Genomic DNA, 22,938 nt, shown 5'->3' on the forward strand with positions numbered 1-22,938 from the left:
AGCAGCGCCGCCTGCGCGTACGCGACGAACGACGGGACGATGTCCACTTCGGCCTCCTCGTCCTGGGCTGCTGCCTGATGCTCTTCCGTCGCCTTCAATCCTGACTTTTGTTAGGCGCTCTTAGAGGGAATTGCTGGGCATGCTCCCCACGAGCCGAGCATGAGCCAGGGGCGAGAGGCCTGGCATGGGCGGAAGGAGTCCCGGAGTGGGAGAGGCGTACAAATCGACCTGGGTCTTCCCTGGCGCAGTGCCTGAGTTGCACACCGTCACGGCCGCGATGAATGAGCCAGGAATCGTGCTCGGGGGCCCGCTCACCTCCGTCACCACGAAGTCCGGCCGCACGCCCAGGCCGAAGCGCCCGTCCACCTTGCTGTTGTTGTCCTCTTGAAGTTCGGGCGTGGTGTGGCCCGGATCTGCCACAGCGCCCAGGACGTACACCCCCGCGGCCACTCCACGCAGCCAACCCCTCACCGGTTGCGTCTGGCACTGTCCCGGGGGGAGGAACCCGATGGACAGGGTCGCGATGGGCAGGGAGGGCGACGAGGAGCCGCCCTGCTCCCAGGTCGCGTGCACCTCGACCTCGGTACTGCCTCCCACTGTCCCCTGGTTACACACGGTGACCGAGCCATTGAAGGGGCCCAGGCTCGTGCTCGGAGGCCCGGCCACCGCCTTCAGCAGCCCACAACCGCCACCAGTGCCACGACTCCGAGGATGCCCCGAAGGCTCCCGTCTCTTCGCTGCAGAATGTTCCACCTCACGGAGATATGCGATCCGCGCTCTCGAGTCTGGCATGCTCCGGGCCAGAGGGCGCGGACACCCTACGTCGAGCCAGGGCGAAGAAGCTGGTTGGAACCTCACTTGCTCTTGTGCTCAGTTCCCACTGTGGGGCCTGCTCATGCGGGAGGGCACGGTGCTGATCATTCGAGACGCTCAACGGGCCCGGTTCGAGCACGAGGCCTTGGACTCCTACAAGGAACACCTCGCCACGAGCCTCAAGAAACATTGGCCTCGCCACTGCTCGTCGCTTGGCGACGCGGAGCTGCGCTTCACCGTGGACAAGCTCATCAACCGGGCCCTCAGCTATGGCTTCACAGCCCGAAGGGATCTGTTCCGCTACCTCAATGTGGCCTTCCTGCTCGGCGCTGGCTTCGACACCGCGGAGGACTGGGCACGCGCCCTTCTGAACGACGCGAAGCTGAGTCCCGCGGACAAGATCGAGCGGCTCGTGGCACGCGCGCGCGCGGAGCGCCGCTGACCTGCCCTTTCGTGGCCTGGAGAGAGAGACGCCATGTACCAGGTGCCCAAGGACCTCGAGAGCTTCGAAAGCATGGAGTCCGCCGCCGTCAAGGAGGACACCACCTCCGCGAAGCAAGTGGTCGTGCCTTGCCAGACCGAGAAGCCCCGGGTGACGGCCCGGATCCTCGAGGCACCCCGGGCGACCTTGATCCTGCGGCCCTCTCGCGAGGGAGTCTCCACACTGGTGCTGCATTCGACCGCCGTGTCTCCCGCAGGAGGAACCTTCGAATGGAGGATCACCCAGGGGCGGATCGTCGATTGGGACAACATCGCCGGTGACAAGATCACCTTGAAGGCCCTGAAGCCCGGGGGCCTCGACATCCACCTGGTCTACACCTGGAGCGGTCAACAGGCCTCGGACTCCATCCATGTCGTGGTCCAGGGCCATCCGCAGATCGACGTTGTCGCGCCGGGTGACTTCGGCGACGTGCTCGTCGATGCGGCCTCCCCTGCTCAGAACATCCGCCTGAAGAACACCGGCACGGCGCCTCTCATCGTCGAGAACCTGGAGATGACCGGGGAGCATGCCGACTGCTTCTCGTTCGTGCCGAAGTACCCCGTCATCGAGCCGGATCAGGAGTCCACGATCGCCGTCCACTTCGCCCCGAAGAAATCATTCGGGAACAGGACCGCGGCGCTGACGATCACATCGAATGCCCAGAACAAGGCCGAGTGGCCAGTCAAGCTCACGGGCAAGGCAACCCAGCCGTTGATCGAGGTCACCTCCGGGAGCGCACCCGTCGAGAAGCTCTCGTTCGCGGACCTGCTCTGGAGCGAGGTGAAGGAAGGCCGCTTCGGCAAGGCCGAGCAGCTCCAGATCAAGAACACCGGCAACGCACCCCTGGAGGTGGAACTCGCGGTGCAAGCGCCGTTCTCGTTCGTGAAGGAAACGCAGCCCAAGCTCACGATCGGCGCGGGCTCATCCAAGACCGTGGGCCTCGAGTTCAGGCCCGACACGCCCGGCATCAAGGACGGCCGGCTCGAGATCTCCTCGAACGCGCACAACACCCCGAAGGTTGCCGTCGCCCTGCACGGTGAGCTGATCAAGCTCTTCGAGATCACTCCCACCTTGCAACCGGAGAAGGCCGTGGGCTGGCATGACACGGAGAGCGCACCCCACTGTGCGGCGGCGGTCCTGAAGGTGGGCTTGCAGGAGACGCCCGAGCGGTCGGCGTACAGCGGAAAGGGGCACGTGGAGGTTGTCGAGGGCAACCCCAAGCTCTACCGGGACGAGGCATGCACGATCGAGGCGAAGTCGTTCGAAGCGGACGAGCTCCGTGAGGGCAAGCCCCTCTATGTGAAGGGAGGCGCAGCCAGGAAGGGCAAGGTGCTCTTGCGGCTGGATCCTCCTACCGACCCGCGCATCACAGCCAAGGGTCCCGTCCAGGAACCCATCGAGATCAAGCCCGTCAACGTCGTCACGCCTCTCATCGAGCTGGAATACAAGGCCGTGCTGTTCGACAAGCAGTTGGCCAACCACCAGGATGGCGGAGAGACGAAGGTCCTCACCGACTTGACGCGCGTGGAGCTCAGCCTTCAGGAGACCATCAAGGGGCAGCCATTCCAGAAGGGCGCGTTCTTCACCGCCTCGCCCGGCGTCGAGATCTACCTCGACGACAAGGGCAAGGACCTGCATGACCCGCTGAAGGCGCTCACGTACCAGGAGCTCACGGGCCCCGAGAAGAAAAAGCTCTACCTCAAGGGCAAGACCGCCGGTGAGGTGGAGTTGACGCTCACACCCGAGAAGGCGGTAGGCCCTGGCTTCCGCGTCACGGAGAAGGTCACCCAGAAGATCATCGTCGTGCAGCTCGGTCTGGAGCCGTACACCCTCGCGGCGGCCAAGCCCCATGCGGAGTCCGTCATCTCGGACACCGACAAGGTGAAGCTCGGCAGGCTGCTTCACGCACAGGACGGGGGCAACTTCGGCCGCGCGAAGGTGGTCGTGAAGAAGCCCGACGACAAGCTGTGGAGCGTGGGCGGCGCCGACTACAAGGTCATGGTCAAGGTCCATGCGGACAGCGGAGGCGTGGAGCTCTGCCAGGCTGCGGCCGGCGGGGGCGGGGCGGCGGAGATCGCGCTCGATCAAGCCCGTTTCAATGCCGGCGACGTGACGCTCTGGGTGCAGGGCTCCACCGCGGGCAAGGCGCTTCGCCACGCTCGCGTCGACGTGGGACTCGACCGGGGCGCGGGCGGGCTCGCCAAGGAGATCAAGCGCAACGGAGACTGGGCGCGCTTCACCGTCGTGAAGCTCACCAAGGTGACGCCGGACACAGCGGGCTACAAGCAGAAGGTCAACGAGCCCGCAGCGCCGCTGAACCCCGAGAAGGGTCCCAAGTACAAGGCCAGCGCCCATCTCAGCGAGAAGCTCCAGGGGATCCGGCTCCACTTCCGCCTGGTCGCCCACGAGGACAACGCGACGACGCTTCCGGACGTGTGGAAACACGTCAACCCCGACACTCCTATCACCTGCCTCACGGATGTGAACGGGGTCGCCACGGGAGAGTTGGAGCTCTCCGGTGTCCATGCGCAACACAAGTCGGGCTACAACAAGAACATCTTTCTCGCGGCGGCCTATGTCGACGGGGAGCTCATCGCGGACGACCCGAAGCGCAACGATCCGTCACCGAAGTACAGGGTCGAGTCCAATCCCATCGAGATCGATGCGCCTGCACTGCCGTGTCCCTGCTGCGGCGTCAACCCCGGCCACTCGGCGGGATTCCCGATGAGCATGGACGACTGGTACAGGACCGTCGACTTCAAGACCCCGCCCACCGCCGCTGCACATGCCGGAACGTACAACACGCTCATGGCGGACGTTGGGAACCGGGTGGCTCGAGGCTGTACATGTGCTGGGGTCACTCACGTGATCCCCTACAATCCATGCAGCCGCTTCTTCCGCCCCGTCACCGATGCCGAGTACAACACGGTCATCTCCGAATGGAATGCACAGCGTAAGGCCGTGCAGAGGCGCCTCCGGATCCCGAAGGAGAGCGTCGTCCGCAACAGTCTGACACGGCATCTGGGCTACGCCCCCTCCCAGAAAGAGATCCAGGACGAGCGTCAGGTGAATCACCTGGTTCCCAAGGGAGCGGGGGCGTGCCCGGCCAATGTGGGCAATCTCCAGGCCCATGGCAGTCTCTGTGCTTATTGCAGGGGACTGGACGGCCGGTTCGGGCCGCTGCAGTTGAGGATCAGCAAATAGAAGGACCACGCGTTCACGAGGCGGCGACTGGTGACGAGCGAATTCGAGGAGCAGGGGATCGACTGGCAAGGGAAAGGGTACTTCGGTTGCCCCGAGCCGGTGGCTGGGGTGGCACCGGACGAACTCAGCGCTGACCCATGGCTGCGGTGGGCGGCCATCCAGGCCGCGGCCCGGAAGGGGGACTTTGCTCCCACGGCTCATCTGGTACGCATCTATGACGAGGCGCCTTCTCCCATCCTCGAGGGGCTGTGCGGCACGCTCCTGGGAGATGCCGCGCCCTCCTCGATCATCAATGATGTCGCCCTGATGCTCGATGCGACGGACAGCTTCGAGGCCACGCTGGACTTCAGTGACGTTGTGCAGTCACGCGGTCTGCTCGCGGACGTTCCACTCCTGCTCCGGGCCTACAAGCAGGTGGCGGAGTTCGAGGACGCGGCCATCCTGCCCATCCACCTCTCCTGGCTGCTCGAACCCAAGCCGGGGCCTCTCAGCCGCCCCGACTCCTTCGCCTCGCTCAAGGAGTATCTCGACGCGGTGACGCGGCGTTATCACGAGCGCACCGAGAAGTTCGGAACCGATAGGGTGCTGCTCCTCCGAGGAGAGCGGTTCGGCGTGGTACGGCTCGCCGAACGCCTCCTCCTCGAGCTGAGGGGGCAGCAATTCCCATTCACGCTGCGCCGCAAGTTCGAAGCGTCGACTGGGATCGACTGCTCGGCGTTCTACCGTGACCGCGTCATCCAGCCAGGAGACGCGGCGAAGATCGTGGAGCGCTTCCTCGAGAGTCACGAGTCGGAGCGCTACCAGGACGGCGCGCGCTACTTCTTCGGGCACGCCGTCCCAGAGTGAAGCACTCCCGGGCTCAGCGCCCCAGCGTCTGCGCCAGCTCCTCGTACAGGTGGATGGCCGCGCGGATCGCCTTCTCCCAGTCACCCACGTGCAGGCTCTCGTTCTCCGAGTGCGCGTTGGTGTACGGATCCTCCACGCCAATCAACAGCGCAGGCACTCCGCCCAGCTCCTTCGCGAACGGCTCCACGAACGGAATCGAGCCACCGCACCCAATCGTCACCGCGTCCTTCCCGTAGCCCTTCTTCAACGCGCGGAACGCCGCCTGGAACGCCGGGTGCCCCGAGTCCGTGTACCACCAGCCCGAGGGCGCATCCTGCTTGATGTTCAGCTCCAGCCCCCACGGCGTCACCTTCTTCAGGTGCTCCACCAGCTTCTTCTGCACGTCCGCCGCGTCCATGTCCGGCACCACCCGGATCCCCACCCGCGACCATGCCGAATCACAGACAATGTTACGCGCGTCCTTCCGGCTGCTCGCCTGGATCGCGTTGATCGAGATGGACGGCTGCCGCCAGTTCGTCTCCCACGGGTGCCGCCCCCCTCCCATCATCTGCACCCCCTGCAGCAACCCCACCTGCTGACGGAAGTACGCGTCGTCCCCCGGCAGCGACTGGATGCTCTGCTTCTCCGCCTCCGTCAGCGGCTTCACCTTGTCCAGCACACCCGGGATGGCAATCGTCCCGTCCGGGTTCGTCAGCGTCGCCAGCATCCGGCACAGCCCCATCACCGGATCCGGAATCGGCCCACCCCACATCCCCGAGTGCACCGCCTGCTTCAGCGCCCGCACCTCGACTTCGATCGTCACCAGCCCGCGCAGCGCCGTGGTGATCGACGGCAACCCCACGTCGAAGTTCGACGTGTCCGTCAGCACGATGGCGTCCGCCTTCATCAGGTCCTTGTGCTTCTGCAGGAACGCCGTGAGGTGATCGCTGCCCACCTCCTCCTCGCCCTCGATGATCACCTTCACGTTGAGTGGTAGTGAACCCACACCCTTGAGCCATGCGTCCACCGCCGACGTGTGCACAACAATCCCCGCCTTGTCGTCCGCCGCGCCGCGGCCGTAGAGCCGCCCGTCTCGCAACTCCGGCTCGAACGGCGCGCTCTTCCACGCCCCCGCATCCCCCGGCGGCTGCACGTCGTGGTGCGCGTACAACAGCAGCGTGGGCTTGCCCGGCGCTTTCAGCACTTCGCCGAACACGTACGGATGCGCTCCCTCGATTTCGAGGAGCTGCACATTTTCAAAACCACGGTCCTTGAGCAGCTTCGCGGTGGCTTCGGCACTCCTGCGCACCTGGGCCGGATCAAACCCCGAAAAGGAAACACTCGGGATGCGTACCAGGGTCTTCAGATCCTCCAAGTACGCGTTCTTCTGAGACTCGAAACGGGTCAACGCCTGGTCGATGGGCATGGAACGTTCCATATCGCAAAAGCGCGCCGCCGTGCGCTCACCCCGCTGGGCGAAGGCCGGGTTCTCCTGGTTATCATGGGGCCATGTCCGACGCTCCGACCCTCCTCCTCGTGGACGATGACAACTTCGTGCGGCGCATCCTCAAAGACACCCTGGCGGAAACCGGCATCGAGCTGAGGTTGCTCGAGGCCTCGGACGGCGAGGAAGGCCTCGCCATCGCCGAGCGCGAGCAGCCCGCGCTGATGTTCCTGGACCTGTTCATGCCCCGCCGCAGCGGCCTGGAGGTGCTCGCGGCGATGAAGAAGACGTCCCCCCGTACGCGGGTGCTCGTCATCAGCAGCATGGATGCCGAGCCCGTGGTGGAGCAGGCCCTGGCCGCCGGCGCGGTGGGCTTCGTGGGCAAGCCCTTCCACCCCTTGGAGATCGCCTCGGCCGTACGCCAAGCCCTTGCTCAGTAGGAGGCCTCCCCATGGCGAACTACTGGATTGGCGATACCGCCGGCCGTGTCCTCGGCCCCCTCACCCTCCAGGCGATGCGGGACTTGATCGGCTCGGGGCGCTTGAAGGCCGTCACCCGCGCCTCGCGGGACGGCAACACGTGGATCCCCCTCGCGGACTTCGAGGAGGTGAGGGATCTCGTCGCCGCCGCCAGGCCCGTGGCTGGCGCCGACAAGCAGCAGGCCGAGCAGATCCGCTCCCGGCTCCGGGAACTGCAGGCGCTCAAGACTCCGAATGAAGTCTTCGGAGTGAAGCCGGGCGCCTCCCTGGATGAGCTGCGCCTGGCCTTCTTCCGCATGGCCAAGCGCTTCTCGCCAGAGCACCTGCAGCCGGACACCTCGCAGGAGCTGCGCAGGGCCTCGCAGGAGATGTTCGACTTCCTCTCACAGAAGATGCGTGAGTCGGAGACGCGCCCCGCCCAGGGCACCCCGGTCCGCGGTACGCCCGTGCCGGTGCTCGCCCAGGGCACCCCGGTCCGCGGCACACCCGTGCCGGTGAAGGGCCCTGCGCCCGTGGCACCCGTCGCCCGCGGTGTTCCACCCCCCGGCTCCACGGCGCCCTTCCAGCCCGCCGCTGCCGTGGCGACGGCCGTCCGCAAGCACGTGGCCGCGCCGACCTACTCGAGCGAGGAGTTCGTCGGCTTGTCGGTGCGCACCCTCAACGATCAGGTGCACGCGGACATCCACGTCACCGATCGCAACCTGGGCATGTTCACCGATCACCGGCTGATCAACCTGGCCTCGGGCGGGCTCTTCATCACCACCCGCCGGCCCCTGAAGCTGGGCACGAAGGTGAACCTGCGGCTGCACTTCGAGCAGCCGTCTCGCTCCATCGAGCTGCGCTGCGCCGTCATCTGGGAGCACGCGCTGGATGACGGGAAGCAGCCCCAGGGCTACGGGCTGGGCCTCGCGGGCCTGCGCGCGGAGGAGAAAACCTTCCTCCAGGAGTACGTGCGCAGCCACGCCCCCAAGGTCTGAGGACGGCGCACAGCCCTCGAGCGTATCGCGCGGCACGCTTGCGCCCCGAGCGCGGGCCCTTCAGGATTGGGCCCGTGTCCGGCGCCTCCGAGTACCAGCCACTCGAGGGTCTCCCCATCCCGGTGGCCATCGTGCGCGCCGAGCGAGTGGTGTACGCCAACCCCGCGCTGACGGCCCTGCTGGGCGCCGCCACGGAGGAGCTGTCGCAGCTCTCCATGGCGGAGTTCATCCGCCAGTTCATGCCACAGGAGCACCCCTGGCTGGGGCCTCTCTACGAGACGCGAGCCCCCGGCGAGCGGATGCCCGACTCAGGATTCTGGCTGCGCCTGCGGAGCGCGAACGGGCGGGAGCGCATGTGCCACTTCCAGGCCACCCCCGGTCCCCGGCCGGACGAGCACCTGGTGGTGGTGCTCGACATGGAGCGGGAGGACAGCGTGCGCCGCCTCACCGAGACGCTGGTGAGCACCGCGGCGAAGATGATGCGCTGCCGGGACGAGCGGTCCGTGCTGGAGATGGCGGTGGAGGCCATCCACCAGCAGGGCTTCCACGCCTCGGTGCTGCGACTGGACGGTGACGCGTTCGTCAACTCCGCCGTGCGGCAGGATCCGGTGGTCCTCGCCTTCAGCGAGAAGCACTATGGCCGCCCCCTCCAGGAGGTGCGCCTCCCCCGTGGCAGCCTGCCCCACATGGAGGCCGTGCTCACGGAGCGCAAGGCGTCCTACGCCCAGGACATCCACCCCACGCTGGAGCAGTTCCGCGACTCGGAGCTGGCCGAGTTCCTCTGGCGCACCTTCCCCAACACGCGCTCCCTGGACGCGCCCATCTTCATTGGAGGCACGGCCTACGGCATCCTCGCGGTGCACGGCCAGGCGTTGACTCCCGCGAGCGCGAGCACGCTGGAGCTGTTCGCCAGCATCATTGGCAGCGCGTTGGAGAACGTGCGTCACCACCACGAGGCGGCGCACCGCCTGGCCGAGGTCTCCCGGCTCCAGTCCGATCGGGTGGAGCAGGAGCGGCTCACGGTGCTGGGCGAGGCCGCGGGTGTGGTTGCCCACGAGGTGCGCAACCCTCTGGGCGCGATCCTCAATGTGGCCACGGTGCTCAAGCGCGAGCCGCGGCTCAGCTCCATCGGCGCCAGCGCGGTGTCCATGCTGGAGGAGGAAGTGACCCGGCTCGAGGACATCGTCCGGGATCTACTGGACGTGGTCCGCCCCTTCGAGCTGCGCCCTCGGCCCCTGCACGTGGGAGAGGTGGCGCGGCGCTCGGTGGAGAGCCTGCAACCCGTCTCGGAGGCCACCCAGGCCCAGGTCGAAATCCTCGAGGAGCCAGAGCTGCCCCTGGTCCAAGCGGACGAGACGTTGGTGCAACTGGCGATGTCCAACCTGCTGCGCTACGCGCTCCGCTCCTCCCCCTTGGGAGGCAAGGTGCGGCTGGTGCTGGCGCGCGTGCCCGGCGGCGTCTCCGTCGTGGTGGAGGATCAGGGCGCGGGTCTGTCGGGCGTGGACTCGCAGCGTGTCTTCGAGCCCTTCTTCACCAGCCGCGCCACGGGGGCCGGGCTGGGCCTGGCCGTGGTGCGGCGCGTGGCCCTGGCGCACGGCGGCACCGTGGGCGTGAGTGAGCGCCCCGGAGGCGGAGCGCGCTTCGAGCTCAAGCTGCCCGAATCCCTGGACAGCTGACGGCGCGGGGCCGTGCGTTAGATCTCGATGCCGAGCGAGCTCAGGCTGCTGTAGATGCCGTTGTCCCCGGCCAGGTTGCCGTAGGCCCCCACGTCGAGGTTGAAGCCGGAGGCCTTCCCGGTCAGATCCCGCTGGATGCGCTCGCCCAGCGCGTCGACCGTCTTCTCCTCCAGCTGCGAGTCACCATCGCCCGTCGTGGCAGCGTGGCCCAGCTCGTGAGCCAACGTGTGGATCAGATCAGGGCTGCTGGGATCCGCGATGTCGATGCGCGTGCTCCCGTTGCCCCAGGTCGTCAGGCCCTCGGTGCCGGAGCCCCCGTCCGGGTTCAGGCCGGAGTCGGCGGAGATGCTGTTCAGCCCGTTGGCCTTGGCCGCCGCGAGCAGCTTGGCCCCATCCGGGTGGCTGGCGATCTTCTCGAGCGCGTCGCGCAGCCGCGGATCCGTGACCTTGATGCCCGCGACCATGTCCCCGCCCGTCTCGTTCGAGGAGTTGGCCTTCGAAGCCTTGGCCGGGCCACTGGAACCATCCAGCGAGGGCAGTCCACTCGGTGCCGCCTTCTGGCTGCTGGGGGTGAAGCTGTCCTTCTTGGAGCACCCCGACGAGCCGCCCACGGCCTTGGCCGAACCCGAGCCGGAACCCGACGAGCCGCCCGACTCCGAACCGCCCAGCGAGTTGACCTTCCCACCGCTCAGCTTCTGCACGAGCTGCTCGAGGATCTGCTCCAGCGAGCCCAGCACCTTCTGCAGGGACTCGGCGTCCTTCGAATCCAACCCCTTCGCCGCGCCGGCCTTTGCCTCTCCCTTGGGAGCCTGGCCTCGCGAGCCCAGAGACTGAATCGGGTTCGAACCAACGCGAGGGGAGATGGACGACAGCATGGGCAGCTCCTCTCCGACCACAATGTCGGAAACGACGGGGTATGACCCACATTATCGGACCATGTGCGAAGGAGTTGCGTGCTGTCTTACAAAAAGTGAGAAGCCATGAGGAGCCGACACCTCAGGCCACCGTTCCGCACTCGCAAGCTCTTGATCTCCTTGAGTCCCAGCTCGCGGATGAGCGCCTCGTCGTCGGGGACGAGCAGCGCCACACGCCAGCCCTGGAAGGACCGGCGCAGGGTGGCCCCCAACGCCCGGTAGAGCGCGGGGAGTTCACCGCCCTCCCCCACCCTCTTTCCATAGGGCGGGTTGGCCACCACCAGCCCCAATCCCGGCACGGGTGCATCGAGCGTCTTCACGTCCCGCCGCTCCAGCGCCAGCGTCAACCCGGCCCGCCTCGCGTTGCGCCGGGCCGTGCCCAGTGCCCCCGCGTTGATGTCAAAGCCATGGAAGGAGCCCCGGGGGGCCGTCAGCGACTCCGCCCGGGCGCGGGCCCGGCGCTGATCCCAGGCCGCCGCATCGAAGCGGGGGAAGTGCTCGAAGGCGAAGGTGCGCTCCAGGCCCGGCGCCCGGCGCATGGACTTCCACGCCCCCTCGATGAGGAACGTGCCCGAACCGCACATCGGATCCACCAGCGGCTCCACCCCGTCATAGCCCGCGAGCTCCAGGATGCCCGCTGCCAGCGTCTCCCGTAGCGGGGCCCGGCCGATCTCCTGCCGGTAGCCGCGCCGATGGAGGGACGCTCCGCTGGTGTCCGCGCTCACGGTGCACTCCACGCCCTCGAGCCGGAGCAGGAGCGTAAGGCCTTCGCTCTCCTCCTCCTCGTCCAGCGGGCCCGCCTTCCCCACACTGGAGAGCCGCCAGGCCCGCGCCGCCGCAGACGGCACCGCGTTCGTCGGCACCCGCGAATCGTGCGCCGCCACGGAGAGCCTGGGCGTCTCCTGGCCATTCCACACGCTCGACAGGTCCAGTTCCCCGAGCCCGCGTGTCAGGGCACCCACGTCCGGGGCGCGGAAGGTGCCCAGGCGCAGCAGCACCCGGCTGGCGGTGCGCAAGCGGAGGTTGGCCTCCTGGTGCAGCCCGGTGGGGCCTTCCAACTCCACACCGCCCTCCACGCGCCGGGGCGCCAGGCCCAGGGCCGCAGCCTCCGCCTCCAGCGCGGGTTCCAGCCCGGGAGGGGCTACGGCGAAGACCTGCTCCTTCTTTGGAATGCTCGTCACGCGCGGCCCATTGTGGGCGCCCGGCCCGAGGCCGCAATCCCTATCGGCGAACGCCCTGCTTTTGCGTTAAGGGGAGGGCCCATGAGCACCGCCGCCCCCACCGTCACCCCTGTCCGCAAGAAGCCCCTGGACTACGAAGTCACCGTCACCGAGGTGCGGCAGGAGACGCACGACACCGCCAGCCTCCTCCTGGACTTCGGGGGCGCGCCGGTGGAGTACAAGGCCGGCCAGTTCATCAACATCGACCCGCACCAGTTCCCCGCCCTGCGCTGCCTCACCGGATTCCTGCAGGAGCAGAAGGGCCGCCGGGAGCTGTTCCGCTCCTACTCGATGTCCTCGGCGCCCCACGAGTCCCAGGTGGCCATCACCGTGAAGGACGAGGAGTTCATCGCTGGAATTACGAAGTACCCGGCGCTGCTGGCGCCCTACCTCATCCACGGCCGGCTGAAAGGCGCTCGCATCAAGGTCCAGGGTTTCATGGGCCCCTACCACCTGCCGGACGACGTGCAGGAGCGCACGGACCATCTGGTCCACATCGTCGCGGGCTCGGGGGCCGTGCCCAACTTCGCCATCCTCAAGGACGCGCTGCACCGCGGGCTGAAGCTGCGCCACACCGTGCTCTGCTCCAACAAGACCTGGACGGACATGCTCTTCCGCGAGGAGTTGGACAAGCTGGAGGCCGCGAACCCGGACACCGTCCGCGTGTTTCACACCCTCACCCGGGAGACGGACGAGTCGCGGTTCGGCCCGAAGGTGCGCAAGGGGCGCATCAGCCAGGCCCTCCTGGAGGAGCTCATCCCGGACCGGCCTACGTGCCTGGTCTACGCATGCGGCCCGGCCATCAGCCCGTGGGAACGCAAGAAGGCCCTGGAGACGCGCACGCCCGCCACGCCCCGCTTCATGGAGACGGTGCTGGGCCACCTCCACACCGTGGGAGTGGAGGACAAGCGCATCAAACGGGAGACGTACGGGTAGCGCCCGCGGGCTCCACGCCCAGCAGCCGCGTCAGCTTGGGCTGCACCCCGAAGGAGCCCAGCAACGCCTCCAGCTTCGCCCGCGCCGGGCGGCTCTCCTTGTGCACGCGGCGGCCGAGGATGAGCTCGTTCTTCAGCGAGTGCTCCCACCCCGTCAGCTCCGTCACCGTCACCTGGTAGCCGAAGGCCTCCAGCGTCATGGCGCGGATGACATTGGTGAGGTGCGAGCCGAACTCGCGCCGGTGCCACGGGTGCTGGAAGAGCATCCCCAATGAGGTGTCCACCTCGGGCCGCTTGCCCTTGAGCTGCGCGGCGACCTCCGCCTGGCAGCACGGCACCACCGCCACATGGTCCGCTCCGTGTTGGATGGCCGCCGCCAGCGCGTCATCCGTCGCCGTGTCGCACGCGTGCAGTGCCGTCAGCAGGTGGATGCGCTCCGGCCAGGTGGCCGCCTCCAGGTGCGCCGTCTGGAACTGCATCCGCGTGAAGCCCAGGCGCTGGGCGCGCTCCCGGGCCCGATCGGTCAGCTCCGGACGACCCTCGATGGATAGCAGCGTCCCGGCCGGCGCGTCCTTGTCGGGCGCCGCGTCCTTGAGGAACAGCTCATAGAGGATGAAACCCAGGTACGCGTTGCCACTGCCCGCATCCACCACCACGGGCGAGGGATGCCGCGCGAGGATGTCCTCCATCGCTGGCCGCAGCAGGCCCATGAGGTGGTTGACCTGCTTGAGCTTGCGCAGGGCATCCGCGTTGAGGTTCCCCTCGCGCGTGAGCAGGTGCAGCTCGCGCAGGAGCGCCGGCGACTGGTCCGGCAGCAGCTCGCGCCGGACCTGCGGGGCCTTGACGTTGCGCCTCAGACGGACACCACCTCGGTCACCTCGGGGATGAGCTCCCGCAGGCGCCCTTCAATGCCCATCTTCAGCGTCGCCGTGGAGGACGGGCAGCCCGCGCACGAGCCCTGCATGTGCAGGTAGACGATGCCGCCGTCGAACCGGTCCAGGGTGATGTCCCCGCCGTCCTGCGCCACCGCCGGGCGGATCTCCGTATCCAGGATGTCGCGGATCCGCTGTTCCACCGAGCCCGCATCCGAGCTGCTGGCCACCGCCGCACGAGCCGCCGCCACCGCCTCCTCGTCCACCACGGGCTCGTTGGCCCCCAGGTGCGAGTCCAGCGTGGCCATCACCGCGTCATTGAGCTCGTCCCACTCGCCCTCATCGCCCTTCGTCACGGTGACGAAGTTGAGGCCCACCATCACCGCCGTGACGCCCTTGACGTCCATCAGCTTGGTGGCCAGCGGGGACTTCTTCTGTGCGTCGTCGCGGTGGGTGAAGTTCACCGCGCCGCTGGAGAGCAGGCGCCGGTCCACCACGTACTTCAGGGTGCTGGGGTTCGGGGTCCACTCGAGCTGGATGTTCACCGACATTCGGAATCTCCTATCCCTCTTCTCCTAAGGCGATCGCGGCCCCATAGCAACCCGGAGCCCAAGGAAGCAAACGGGCCGTCCCCTGCCACCCCTTTTCCGGGAATGGCTCGGTCCAGTGGGCCACATCCCGGATCCGAATGTAGTGCGAGGCGCAAAGATCGGTGTATGACAGCCCGTCCGAGGACTTTCACACATGGAGACGAAGCTTCCCACCCGCCCTCCGATCGAGCCCCGATCGCTGCCGCGCATCCCGGTCAGCGTGATGGAGGGGCTCTTCGTGCGAGGCCTCAAGGCCCAGGGGAAGCTGGCCGAACGGCTCCTGTCCTACGGCTATGACATCAAAAAGCCCGAGGTGAGCTACTCGGTGCTCACCTACCAGCGCTGCGTCAACGCGGCCCGCCAGGAAGTCTACGGAAACCTCAGTGATGACGAGGCGTACCGGCTCCTGGGCCGCAAGCTGGTGGACGGCTTCCTGGAAACGCTGGTGGGCAAGGTGGTGGCGGTGGCCATGCCGATGATTGGCCCCGCCCGCGTGGTGGAGCGGCTGCCCCGCTACTGCGCGATGATGGGCCGCGGAGAGATGGAAGTCCGCATCATGCCGGCCGGCGAGACGGCCCGGCGCATCTACTTCGGCGACATCTACAACCGCCCGGAGTTCCTCGCGGGCGCCCTGGAAGTTGGCCTGGAGCGGGCCCACGTCAAACCCATCGTCACGGTGGAGGAGCGGACCTCGGAGGGCTACCGGCTCTACCTGCGCTGGTAGGTGGCCGGAGCCGTCCCTGGCGAGTACCCGACCGGGCCGTTATAGGCTCGGCTTCGACCCGGCCCGCCCGATGTCCAGCTCGCTCCCTCTGACGCTGCGCGTCTATCGCTCCATCACCGAGCTCCCTCGAGGGGCCTGGGATGCGTTGCTCGACGAAGCGGCGGTGCCTTTCCTGGAGTGGGAGTTCCTGGCGGCGCTGGAGGAGAGTGGCTGTGCCGTGCCCGAGCGGGGCTGGCACCCGCGGCACCTGACGCTGTGGCGGGGAGCGCGCCTGGTGGCCGCCGCGCCCGCGTACCTGCGGGACGACAGTGACGGCGAGTTCGTCTTCGATGGCTCGTGGGCCACGGCCGCCGGACGCGTGGGGCTGCGCTACTACCCGAAGCTCGTGCTGGCCGTGCCCTTCACCCCGGCCATGGGCCGCCGCGTCCTCGTGGCGCCCGGAGAGGACCGGTCCGCTCGCGAGGCGGAGCTGTACGCCGCCGCCCTGGAGTACGCCCGCGCCGAGGGCGTCTCGGGCATTCACGTCCTCTTCCACACCGAGGACGAGGCCGCGGGCCTGGAGGCCGCGGGGTTCGCGCTGCGCATCGGCGTGCAGTACCAGTGGACCAACCCCGGCTACAGCACGTGGGAGGACTTCCTCGCTCGCTTCCACTCCAAGCGGCGCATCCAGCTGCGGCGCGAGCTGCGCACTCCGGAGCGCCAGGGCATCACCGTGCGCACGCTGCGCAGCGAGGAGTTGGCGGAGTTGGATCCGGACGAGCTCTTCCGGCTGTACGCCTCCACGGTGGATAAGTATCCGTGGGGGCGGCGCTTCCTCACCCCGGCCTTCTTCGCTCGGATGCTGGCTCGCTTCCGGCACCGCTGCGAGCTCGTGGAAGCCCGTCGGGGAGGACAACGCATCGCTGGAGCGTTCAACTTCACCGGCCCGGACGTCCTCTACGGACGCTACTGGGGCTGCTTCGAGGAGCATGCCTTCCTGCACTTCAACGTCTGCCTCTACCACCCCCTCCAGGAAGCCATCCGCCTGGGCCTCAAGCGCTTCGAGCCCGGCGCGGGAGGGGAGCACAAATTGACGCGGGGGTTCGAGCCCCGGCTTACCTACAGCGCGCACCTGCTCCTTCACCCTGGACTCGACCGGGCTGTGCGTGCCTTCCTGCTCCAGGAGCAGTCGGCCGTCCGCGCGGGCCTGCCTCGGTGGCAGGCGGAGACAGGTTTCAAGGAGGAGGGCTGAAGCGCTCGCCCCGCTTCAGCATCTGAGAGAGAGCCCATGGCCCAGAAGTTCGAAAACGACGAGAACGTCGTCACAGAGACCAAGCCGGAGAAGAAGCTCAAGAAGCCGACGCTCTACAAGGTGCTCCTGCACAACGACAACTACACCACGCGAGAGTTCGTGGTGGCCGTACTCAAGGAGGTCTTCCACAAGTCCGAGACGGATGCCGTGCAGATCATGCTCCACGTTCATTACAACGGCATCGGAGTGGCCGGCGTTTATACGTATGAAGTGGCCGAGACGAAGATCAAGATTGTGGAGGCTGCGGCGAAGGACAATGGGTTCCCGCTGCGTCTCTCGATGGAACCAGAGGAAGGTTGAACCGTGGCTGGACCGCTGATTGCCAAGGAGTTGCAGACGAGCTTCCGCAATGCGCTCGAAGAGGCGCGGAAGATGCGGCACGAGTACCTGACGCTGGAGCACCTGCTGCTGGCGTTGACGAAGGACACGCGGACACGCGAGGTGCTCAAGGCGTGTGGGGCCAACGTCAAGCGCCTCCAGGAGCGGTTGGAGACCTTCCTGGAGGAGACGGTCGAGCGCCTGCCCGAGGACGCGGAGGCCGAGCCCCAGCAGACCATCGGCGTGGAGCGCGTGCTGCACCGCGCCGCGATGCACGCGCTGTCCGCCGAGCAGAAGACCATCGACGGCGGAGACGTGCTGGTGGCCATCTTCCGCGAGGAGGAGAGCCACGCGCTCTACCTGCTTCAGCAGGAGGGCGTCACCCGGTTGGACTTGCTGAACTACATCTCGCACGGCATCACCAAGGACAATGAAGGCGGCTCGTCCGAGGGGGGTGAGCACAAGAGCGTGCCGGTCGGCGACGACGACGACGGTGAGTCTCCGCGCAAGAGCCCGTTGGAGGCGTACACCACCGAGCTGAACAAGGAGGCCAAGGCGGGACGGATTGATCCGCTGATTGGCCGCGAGAAGGAGCTGGAGCGGACGATCCAGGTGCTGTGCCGGCGGCGGAAGAACAACCCGCTGTACGTGGGCGAGACGGGCGTGGGCAAGACGGCGATCGCCGAGGGCCTGGCGCTGCACATCACCGAGGGCAAGGTGCCGGACGTGCTGAAGGGCGCCACGGTGTACTCGCTGGACATGGGCGCGCTGCTGGCGGGCACGAAGTTCCGCGGCCAGTTCGAGGAGCGGCTCAAGGGCGTGCTGAAGGAGCTGCAGGATCACCCCAACGCCATCCTCTTCATCGACGAGATCCACACCATCGTCGGCGCGGGGGCCACGAGCGGCGGCTCGATGGATGCGAGCAACATCCTGAAGCCGGCGCTGGCCAACGGGCGGCTGCGGTGCATCGGCTCGACGACGTACCAGGAGTTCAAGGCGTCGTTCGAGCGGGACAGGGCACTGTCGCGGCGCTTCCAGAAGATTGAAGTGCCGGAGCCTTCGGTGGAGGACACGGTGAAGATCCTCGAGGGGCTGAAGAGCCGCTACGAGGCGCACCACGGGGTGACGTACGACACGGACGCCATCCGCGCGGCGGCGGAGCTGTCGGCCAAACACATCAATGATCGGTTCCTGCCGGACAAGGCGATCGACGTGATTGATGAGACGGGCGCGGCGGAGAAGCTGAAGCCCGAGGGCCAGCGCACCGGCAAGGTGACGATGGCGGACGTGGAGAACGTGGTGGCGAAGATGGCGCGCATCCCTGCCAAGAGCGTGTCGGCTCAGGAAGGCGTGCAGTTGCAGAACCTGGAGAAGGAGCTGCAGGGCGTCATCTTCGGCCAGGACGAGGCCATCAAGAACCTGACGAGCACGATCAAGCTGGCGCGCTCAGGCCTGCGTTCACCGGAGAAGCCGATCGGCAGCTTCCTGTTCTCGGGCCCGACGGGCGTGGGCAAGACGGAGCTGGCGAAGCAACTGGCGGCGGTGCTGGGGGTGGAGTTCCTGCGCTTCGACATGAGCGAGTACTCGGAGAAGCACACGGTGAGCCGGCTCATCGGCGCGCCTCCGGGGTACGTGGGCTTCGACCAGGGCGGCCTGCTGACGGATGCGATCCGCAAGCACCCGTACGCGGTGCTGGTGCTGGACGAAATCGAGAAGGCGCACCCGGACCTGTTCAACATCCTGTTGCAGGTGATGGACCACGCGACGTTGACGGACAACAACGGCCGGAAGGCGGACTTCCGGAACATCATCCTGATCCTGACGACAAACGCGGGAGCGCGGGAGATGAGCACGAAGTCCATCGGCTTCGGGGATGTGCAGGCGCCGGCGGATGGGAAGCGGGCGAAGAGGGCCATCGAGAACACGTTCACGCCGGAGTTCCGCAACCGGCTGGACGGGTGGATCCTCTTCAGCGGTCTGTCGCCGGAGGTCATCCTCAAGGTGGTGGACAAGGAAGTGGGCCTGCTCCAGAAGATGCTGGTGGAGAAGAACGTGAAGCTGGAGCTGACGCCGCGAGCGAAGGCCTGGCTGGCCGAGCACGGGTACGATCCGGCCTTCGGCGCACGGCCCATGGCGCGGCTGGTGGACAACGTCCTGAAGAAGCCGCTGGCCGAGGCGCTGCTGTTCGGCGAGCTGAAGAACGGTGGCGTCGCTCGGTTCGATGTGGAGGGCGACGCGCTCAAACTGCAGCCTGAGCCCAAGGTGGCGGTGACGGCGTAGGCGAGCGTTCGTTCCTCGCGAAGAGAAGGGCCTGGAATCGAGAGGGAAACCTCACCGATTCTGGGCCCTTCGTCTTTTCAGCCCCCGGAGCGTCATCGTCTCAATCCTATGAGGCCCAACGCCAATTCGGATTGCAGGCCATCGAAAATGCCCTGAAGGGAATTTGGGGAGTGCGGAAGTGAACCTCGACAAACTGGTAGAGGCATTCGCCCGACATGCTGCTGCCCAGACCGATGCGATCTGGCAAGGGAACGCGAAGACTGGAAACAAACACGCCAAACAGGTGAACGCGACGTTCGACAAGCTGTGCGCGCATGGCAACCCTGGGAGAGATGCACTCGCATCTCTGTTCACGCACCCTCGCATGGACGTTCGAGTCAAGGCGGCAGCATTCCTCCTCCGCCATAGGACAGAGGAGGCCGAGGCGGTTTTGAAGGAGGCGGCGCAGGGAGAAGGTCTTGTTTCCTTCGCAGCCTCCGAGGCGTTGAAGCGCTGGGAGGAAGGCACCTGGGCCTTGGATCCGGGGTAAGCATCAAGCAATCCAGACGAAGGGCATTGCACACACCGTGAACGGTAACACTCCGGCTATCGGAGGAAAGCACGGGCCATCGAGGCGTATGGCTCGTAATCGCCCCTGAGGCGCTTGAGCAGGCTTCTCGCATGCACTGCTTTAGGCCCTGTCTGGCCGGCGATGACTTTCAGGGCCTCCAACTTCTCAAGGTGGTCCCTCCGGCGCTCCGCCAGCGCTGCTCGCTGGAGTCCGAGGTGCTTGATGGTGGCTCTCCCTCTGGCGTTCCCTCCCACCGCGTAGGGGACTTCCTTCCGGAAGGAGATGAAGGTCTCGGGATCGTCCGCAGCGGGATCCAGGAGCAACGGCTCCTCCTGTGAGACCCGCTGGAGATGATTCGTGGCCCGGCGCGAGGGTGTTCTCAACGGGAAGAGATTCTTCTTGAACTGCTGGTTGCAGATAGCGCAGGCCAGGAAGAGATTGCCCCAATCATAGGCCAGCCAGTAGTAACCGGGCCGATGCAGCGGTCCTTTTTCTGCCTGCCGCCAGCCCGCCTTGGGCCGAAAGTGTTCAACGTCCCCGTACGCGATGTGAGAGATCTTCGACTCACAGAACGCACACTTGTCATGCTGTGCTTTGCGAAGAGCGGCCTTGACGCTCGAATGTCCGTAGATGGCTGAGTTGAAGGCGAAGACCTTCATGCCGCTGTCGTAGCCAAGCGGATCGCTGGCGTACGTGCGCTCAAGCACCCGTAGTTCAGGGCGTCCCTTCGCGCGGAGCACGGCAGGGAGCCGGAGTGGTTTGCGAAAGCGAATCATTTCCGCGTCCTGAGTTCCGTGGCGAAGCCCTTGATGAGTTCGATGGCTTCCTGCTCGGCCTTGGTTTCTCCCGCCGGGAGATGACCTATCTCGGCCTCGAGTTCATCCAGACGCTTCTGGTCCTTCTTCGTGAGGCGCGGCTTGGACAGAAGCCGAGTTCGCTCCGCCAGCAAGGCATCAAACTGAGGGGGACGCGCCGAGATGAGATTGAATAGATCGCTCGTGAGGATCTGGTCCACCCGCCATCCACGGATAGCGTCCACGTCATTGTCGATGACGACATGGTCGCCCTCACGTCGAAGGACGACAATGTTGGCATCGGGAGCGCTCTGCACGATGAGCGGACTATGGGCCGTCACAATGAATTGCGTGTTGGGAAACCGCTCGCCCAGATAGTGCATGAGGATGCGCTGCCACTGAGGATGAAGGTGGAGATCGATCTCGTCGACGAGCACTACCGCGGGCTCGGCCAAGGGGTCGGGACTGTCGGGGTAGCGTTCAAAAAGACGGCTGGCCAGGTCCACCATCCAGGCGATGAGCGTCTTGTATCCCAGGCTCAGCGCTCCCATTTCCACCCAGCCGTACGGAGTTTGAACCTCGACCCGTGCGGTTGGGATCTCCAAGTCGGGAGCAACCCAGCGAATGCCGCTGACCTCGGGAAGCAGACTGATGAGGAGGTCCTTGACGCGCTCTCGCCGGGCGATGGCAGCAGGTTGCGCTGCGGACTCCTTGCTCGCGGCATAATCTGCCTGCAGTAGCCACTCCTCTGCATTTCGGAGAGGCACATCCTCTCGAAATAGACTGTCGTTGGGTCCTGACTCCTTCAAAGTGGAAAGAGAGCCTGCGCCCATGCGGCGTGTCGCGCCGTAGCCGTAACAAACGAGGCTGCGATAGGGCTCGGCGATTGCTTCTCTTACAACCCCTTCGTCCCGATATAGTTCCATGGCGTTCTCGGCAGAAGATGGGGAAGAACCGGATCCTTCACCCAACCTGCCAGCAAAGAACCTCGCCCGGAGACGTGTTCGCTTCACTCCTTGGCGTAGGGGCCTCCAAGTGATTAAAGGATGGCGTCTGCTCCGAGGCCCTTTCGGAAACCACCGATAGGGAGTGTCTTTGGGAAGCTCAGAAAGTTCCTCAGGTTCAAAGAGCGTCAAACACTGCAGGAGCGTGGTTTTACCAACACCGTTGTTGCCGAGAATCACGGTCCAGTGCGCCGGTCTCCCGTGACCATCCGAGAGATCCAAGGTCTGCCTGGGCCCGAAAGAGCGAATGTTCTCCACGGTCAAGGAGAGGAAATACGAGCCGGAACCTGCAGCCACCGGCTGCTTGCCGGTAACAGCTCGTTCACCGTGGGACTTTGTCGCCTTGCTCCCGGTCACTTTCTTCGCGGCCATGACGCTCCTTCGGCCCTATCCTGCGATTTCGAGGAGACAACGTCACGTAGAACCGGAAGAGGGGCGCTGCCCCGTGTACTCCGCGGTAGCGTCCCACCGGTTCTCACGCACAACATGGAGCACCGCGCCTCTTGTAACCTGGAAGCGCGGTGCTCCTGTGACGAAGTCAGGGCTTACGCCGTCGGCGGCGCTGCTTCCATCGGCTCAGCCTTGATCTCCATCGGGACTGCCAACCCCAGCGCCTTGATCAACGTGTTCACCTGTTCCACCGGGATGCCCGTGATGTCGAGCACCGCCTTGCCCTTCTGGTTGCGCACCTCCACCTTGACCACCACTCCCTTGGGGAACACGGTGCTCACCGAGCTCTGATACAGGCCCGCCAGTGCCACGTGCTCCGCCGGCAGCGGCTTGCTCGAAGAAGGCTTGCGCTTGCGCTGAATCGCCTTGCGCATCTCCTCCACGCTGCACGCCGAGAACGGCTTGCTCTCCACCGCCCCGCTCGCTCCCGGCACCTCGATGAGCGTACCTCCCGGCTCATCGTGGTTGATCTCCAGGTCCGCCACCTCCTTGTACGTCAGCAGCAGGTACGAGCACGTCACTCCGAAGCGCACCGCGTTTGCTTCGCTGAACGACGCCGCCACCGAGCCGTACATCCTCAGCGCGCCGTAAGACACATCCGGCAACTTCTGGGTGATGTAGTCCTGGGCGTTCTTGTACCCGGCGGCCTCGGCCAGCTTCTTCTCGACCGCCCGATTGTAGAGCCGCCCCATCCGGTAGTGGTTGGCACTCTCACTGCCCATCAGCTGAATCATCTCGGAATGAAACTTCTCGAGCGTCAGCTCCTCCTCCAACGCACTCTTCACTTCCTTGAACTTGTCCCAACTAAACATACATATTCCATCTCTGTGCCCGGCTCGTCATTGAGTCCGGGGCCACTGACTTCTGGCGAGACGGAGGCATTGCACCCGGCAGGCCAACTCAAAGTGCCTCCAAGAAACGGGCACTTGCGTGCGTGGTACAACCCAGAAAGCCTGCGGGAGGGCTCTTCACCGTCCACGGACGGAGACTGGACAGTCCATCTTTGAGACGGGTCAGCATGGACCTCCTCCCTGAGAGCCCACTGCGAACCAGTTCGCACTGAGCCTCAACCCCTGCCGCCACTGCGAACCAGTTCG

General features: G+C 66.1%; 21 protein-coding genes. 12 read left to right on the forward strand and 9 right to left on the reverse strand.

The window, feature by feature from the left end; genetic code table 11:
• Nucleotides 1–120 precede the first annotated feature (120 nt).
• Nucleotides 121–666, reverse strand: a complete 546-nt coding sequence (locus KY501_RS32905) for a hypothetical protein (RefSeq protein ID WP_224367640.1) — start codon at nt 664–666, stop codon at nt 121–123.
• A gap of 244 nt (nt 667–910) precedes the next feature.
• On the opposite strand from KY501_RS32905, the gene KY501_RS32910 reads away from it, so the two are divergent.
• The 3 genes from KY501_RS32910 to KY501_RS32920 are packed head-to-tail and all read left to right on the forward strand — an operon-like array spanning nt 911 to nt 5,344.
• The gene (locus KY501_RS32910) at nt 911–1,255 is read left to right on the forward strand and encodes a hypothetical protein (protein WP_224367641.1); all 345 of its coding nucleotides are present in this window, start codon (nt 911–913) and stop codon (nt 1,253–1,255) included.
• Between the two features lie 33 nt (nt 1,256–1,288).
• Complete coding sequence (locus KY501_RS32915) at nt 1,289–4,498, forward strand: choice-of-anchor D domain-containing protein (protein WP_224367642.1); 3,210 nt, start codon at nt 1,289–1,291, stop codon at nt 4,496–4,498.
• Between the two features lie 30 nt (nt 4,499–4,528).
• Nucleotides 4,529–5,344 carry a hypothetical protein gene (locus tag KY501_RS32920; protein ID WP_224367643.1) on the forward strand — a complete coding sequence of 272 codons (816 nt, stop codon included), beginning with the start codon at nt 4,529–4,531 and terminating at the stop codon, nt 5,342–5,344.
• 13 nt (nt 5,345–5,357) lie between these two features.
• Here the strand turns inward: KY501_RS32920 and KY501_RS32925 are convergent, their stop codons facing one another.
• Nucleotides 5,358–6,749, reverse strand: coding sequence for a M20/M25/M40 family metallo-hydrolase (locus KY501_RS32925; protein ID WP_224367644.1), 1,392 nt, complete (start codon nt 6,747–6,749; stop codon nt 5,358–5,360).
• 83 nt (nt 6,750–6,832) lie between these two features.
• Here KY501_RS32925 and KY501_RS32930 point away from each other — a divergent pair, with 83 nt between their 5' ends.
• From KY501_RS32930 to KY501_RS32940, 3 genes are all read left to right on the forward strand, one after another.
• The gene (locus KY501_RS32930) at nt 6,833–7,207 is read left to right on the forward strand and encodes a response regulator transcription factor (RefSeq protein WP_224367645.1); all 375 of its coding nucleotides are present in this window, start codon (nt 6,833–6,835) and stop codon (nt 7,205–7,207) included.
• 11 nt (nt 7,208–7,218) lie between these two features.
• On the forward strand, nt 7,219–8,223 hold the full coding sequence (locus KY501_RS32935; RefSeq protein WP_224367646.1) for a PilZ domain-containing protein: 1,005 nt from the start codon (nt 7,219–7,221) through the stop codon (nt 8,221–8,223).
• A gap of 74 nt (nt 8,224–8,297) precedes the next feature.
• On the forward strand, nt 8,298–9,899 hold the full coding sequence (locus KY501_RS32940; protein WP_224367647.1) for a sensor histidine kinase: 1,602 nt from the start codon (nt 8,298–8,300) through the stop codon (nt 9,897–9,899).
• Nucleotides 9,900–9,916: 17 nt separating this feature from the next.
• On the opposite strand, the gene KY501_RS32945 is transcribed toward KY501_RS32940, so the two are convergent.
• Both KY501_RS32945 and KY501_RS32950 read right to left on the reverse strand, forming a co-directional pair.
• Complete coding sequence (locus KY501_RS32945; RefSeq protein WP_224367648.1) at nt 9,917–10,774, reverse strand: hypothetical protein; 858 nt, start codon at nt 10,772–10,774, stop codon at nt 9,917–9,919.
• 86 nt (nt 10,775–10,860) lie between these two features.
• Nucleotides 10,861–11,994, reverse strand: coding sequence for a THUMP domain-containing class I SAM-dependent RNA methyltransferase (locus tag KY501_RS32950; protein WP_224367649.1), 1,134 nt, complete (start codon nt 11,992–11,994; stop codon nt 10,861–10,863).
• A gap of 81 nt (nt 11,995–12,075) precedes the next feature.
• On the opposite strand from KY501_RS32950, the gene KY501_RS32955 reads away from it, so the two are divergent.
• Nucleotides 12,076–12,969, forward strand: coding sequence for a ferredoxin reductase domain-containing protein (locus KY501_RS32955; RefSeq protein ID WP_224367650.1), 894 nt, complete (start codon nt 12,076–12,078; stop codon nt 12,967–12,969).
• Here KY501_RS32955 and KY501_RS32960 read toward each other — a convergent pair.
• Together KY501_RS32960 and KY501_RS32965 are read right to left on the reverse strand one after the other, a co-directional pair.
• Nucleotides 12,947–13,708 carry a class I SAM-dependent methyltransferase gene (locus KY501_RS32960; RefSeq protein WP_255637054.1) on the reverse strand — a complete coding sequence of 254 codons (762 nt, stop codon included), beginning with the start codon at nt 13,706–13,708 and terminating at the stop codon, nt 12,947–12,949. The genes KY501_RS32955 and KY501_RS32960 overlap by 23 nt on opposite strands.
• Before the next feature lie 113 nt (nt 13,709–13,821).
• Complete coding sequence (locus KY501_RS32965) at nt 13,822–14,391, reverse strand: NifU family protein (protein ID WP_224367651.1); 570 nt, start codon at nt 14,389–14,391, stop codon at nt 13,822–13,824.
• Between the two features lie 193 nt (nt 14,392–14,584).
• Here KY501_RS32965 and KY501_RS32970 point away from each other — a divergent pair, with 193 nt between their 5' ends.
• From KY501_RS32970 to KY501_RS32990, 5 genes are all read left to right on the forward strand, one after another.
• Nucleotides 14,585–15,154, forward strand: coding sequence for a DUF2378 family protein (locus tag KY501_RS32970; RefSeq protein ID WP_224367652.1), 570 nt, complete (start codon nt 14,585–14,587; stop codon nt 15,152–15,154).
• 70 nt (nt 15,155–15,224) lie between these two features.
• A complete protein-coding gene (locus KY501_RS32975; protein ID WP_224367653.1) occupies nt 15,225–16,385 on the forward strand; it encodes a GNAT family N-acetyltransferase in 1,161 nt (386 codons plus the stop codon).
• Nucleotides 16,386–16,421: 36 nt separating this feature from the next.
• On the forward strand, nt 16,422–16,745 hold the full coding sequence (locus tag KY501_RS32980; RefSeq protein WP_224367654.1) for an ATP-dependent Clp protease adaptor ClpS: 324 nt from the start codon (nt 16,422–16,424) through the stop codon (nt 16,743–16,745).
• Nucleotides 16,746–16,748: 3 nt separating this feature from the next.
• Nucleotides 16,749–19,043 carry an ATP-dependent Clp protease ATP-binding subunit ClpA gene (gene clpA / locus KY501_RS32985; protein WP_224367655.1) on the forward strand — a complete coding sequence of 765 codons (2,295 nt, stop codon included), beginning with the start codon at nt 16,749–16,751 and terminating at the stop codon, nt 19,041–19,043.
• Between the two features lie 178 nt (nt 19,044–19,221).
• A complete protein-coding gene (locus KY501_RS32990) occupies nt 19,222–19,572 on the forward strand; it encodes a DUF2019 domain-containing protein (RefSeq protein WP_224367656.1) in 351 nt (116 codons plus the stop codon).
• A 56-nt stretch (nt 19,573–19,628) separates the two neighbouring features.
• Here the strand turns inward: KY501_RS32990 and KY501_RS32995 are convergent, their stop codons facing one another.
• The 3 genes from KY501_RS32995 to KY501_RS33005 form a co-directional block, all read right to left on the reverse strand.
• Nucleotides 19,629–20,369, reverse strand: a complete 741-nt coding sequence (locus tag KY501_RS32995) for an HNH endonuclease family protein (protein WP_224367657.1) — start codon at nt 20,367–20,369, stop codon at nt 19,629–19,631.
• On the reverse strand, nt 20,366–21,763 hold the full coding sequence (locus KY501_RS33000) for an AAA family ATPase (protein ID WP_224367658.1): 1,398 nt from the start codon (nt 21,761–21,763) through the stop codon (nt 20,366–20,368). The genes KY501_RS32995 and KY501_RS33000 overlap by 4 nt, the downstream gene beginning before the upstream one ends.
• Nucleotides 21,764–21,936: 173 nt before the next feature.
• On the reverse strand, nt 21,937–22,653 hold the full coding sequence (locus KY501_RS33005; protein WP_224367659.1) for a hypothetical protein: 717 nt from the start codon (nt 22,651–22,653) through the stop codon (nt 21,937–21,939).
• Between the last annotated feature and the right edge of the window lie 285 nt (nt 22,654–22,938).

The organism is Hyalangium versicolor (assembly GCF_020103695.1).
Classification (GTDB): Bacteria; Myxococcota; Myxococcia; order Myxococcales; family Myxococcaceae; genus Hyalangium; species Hyalangium versicolor.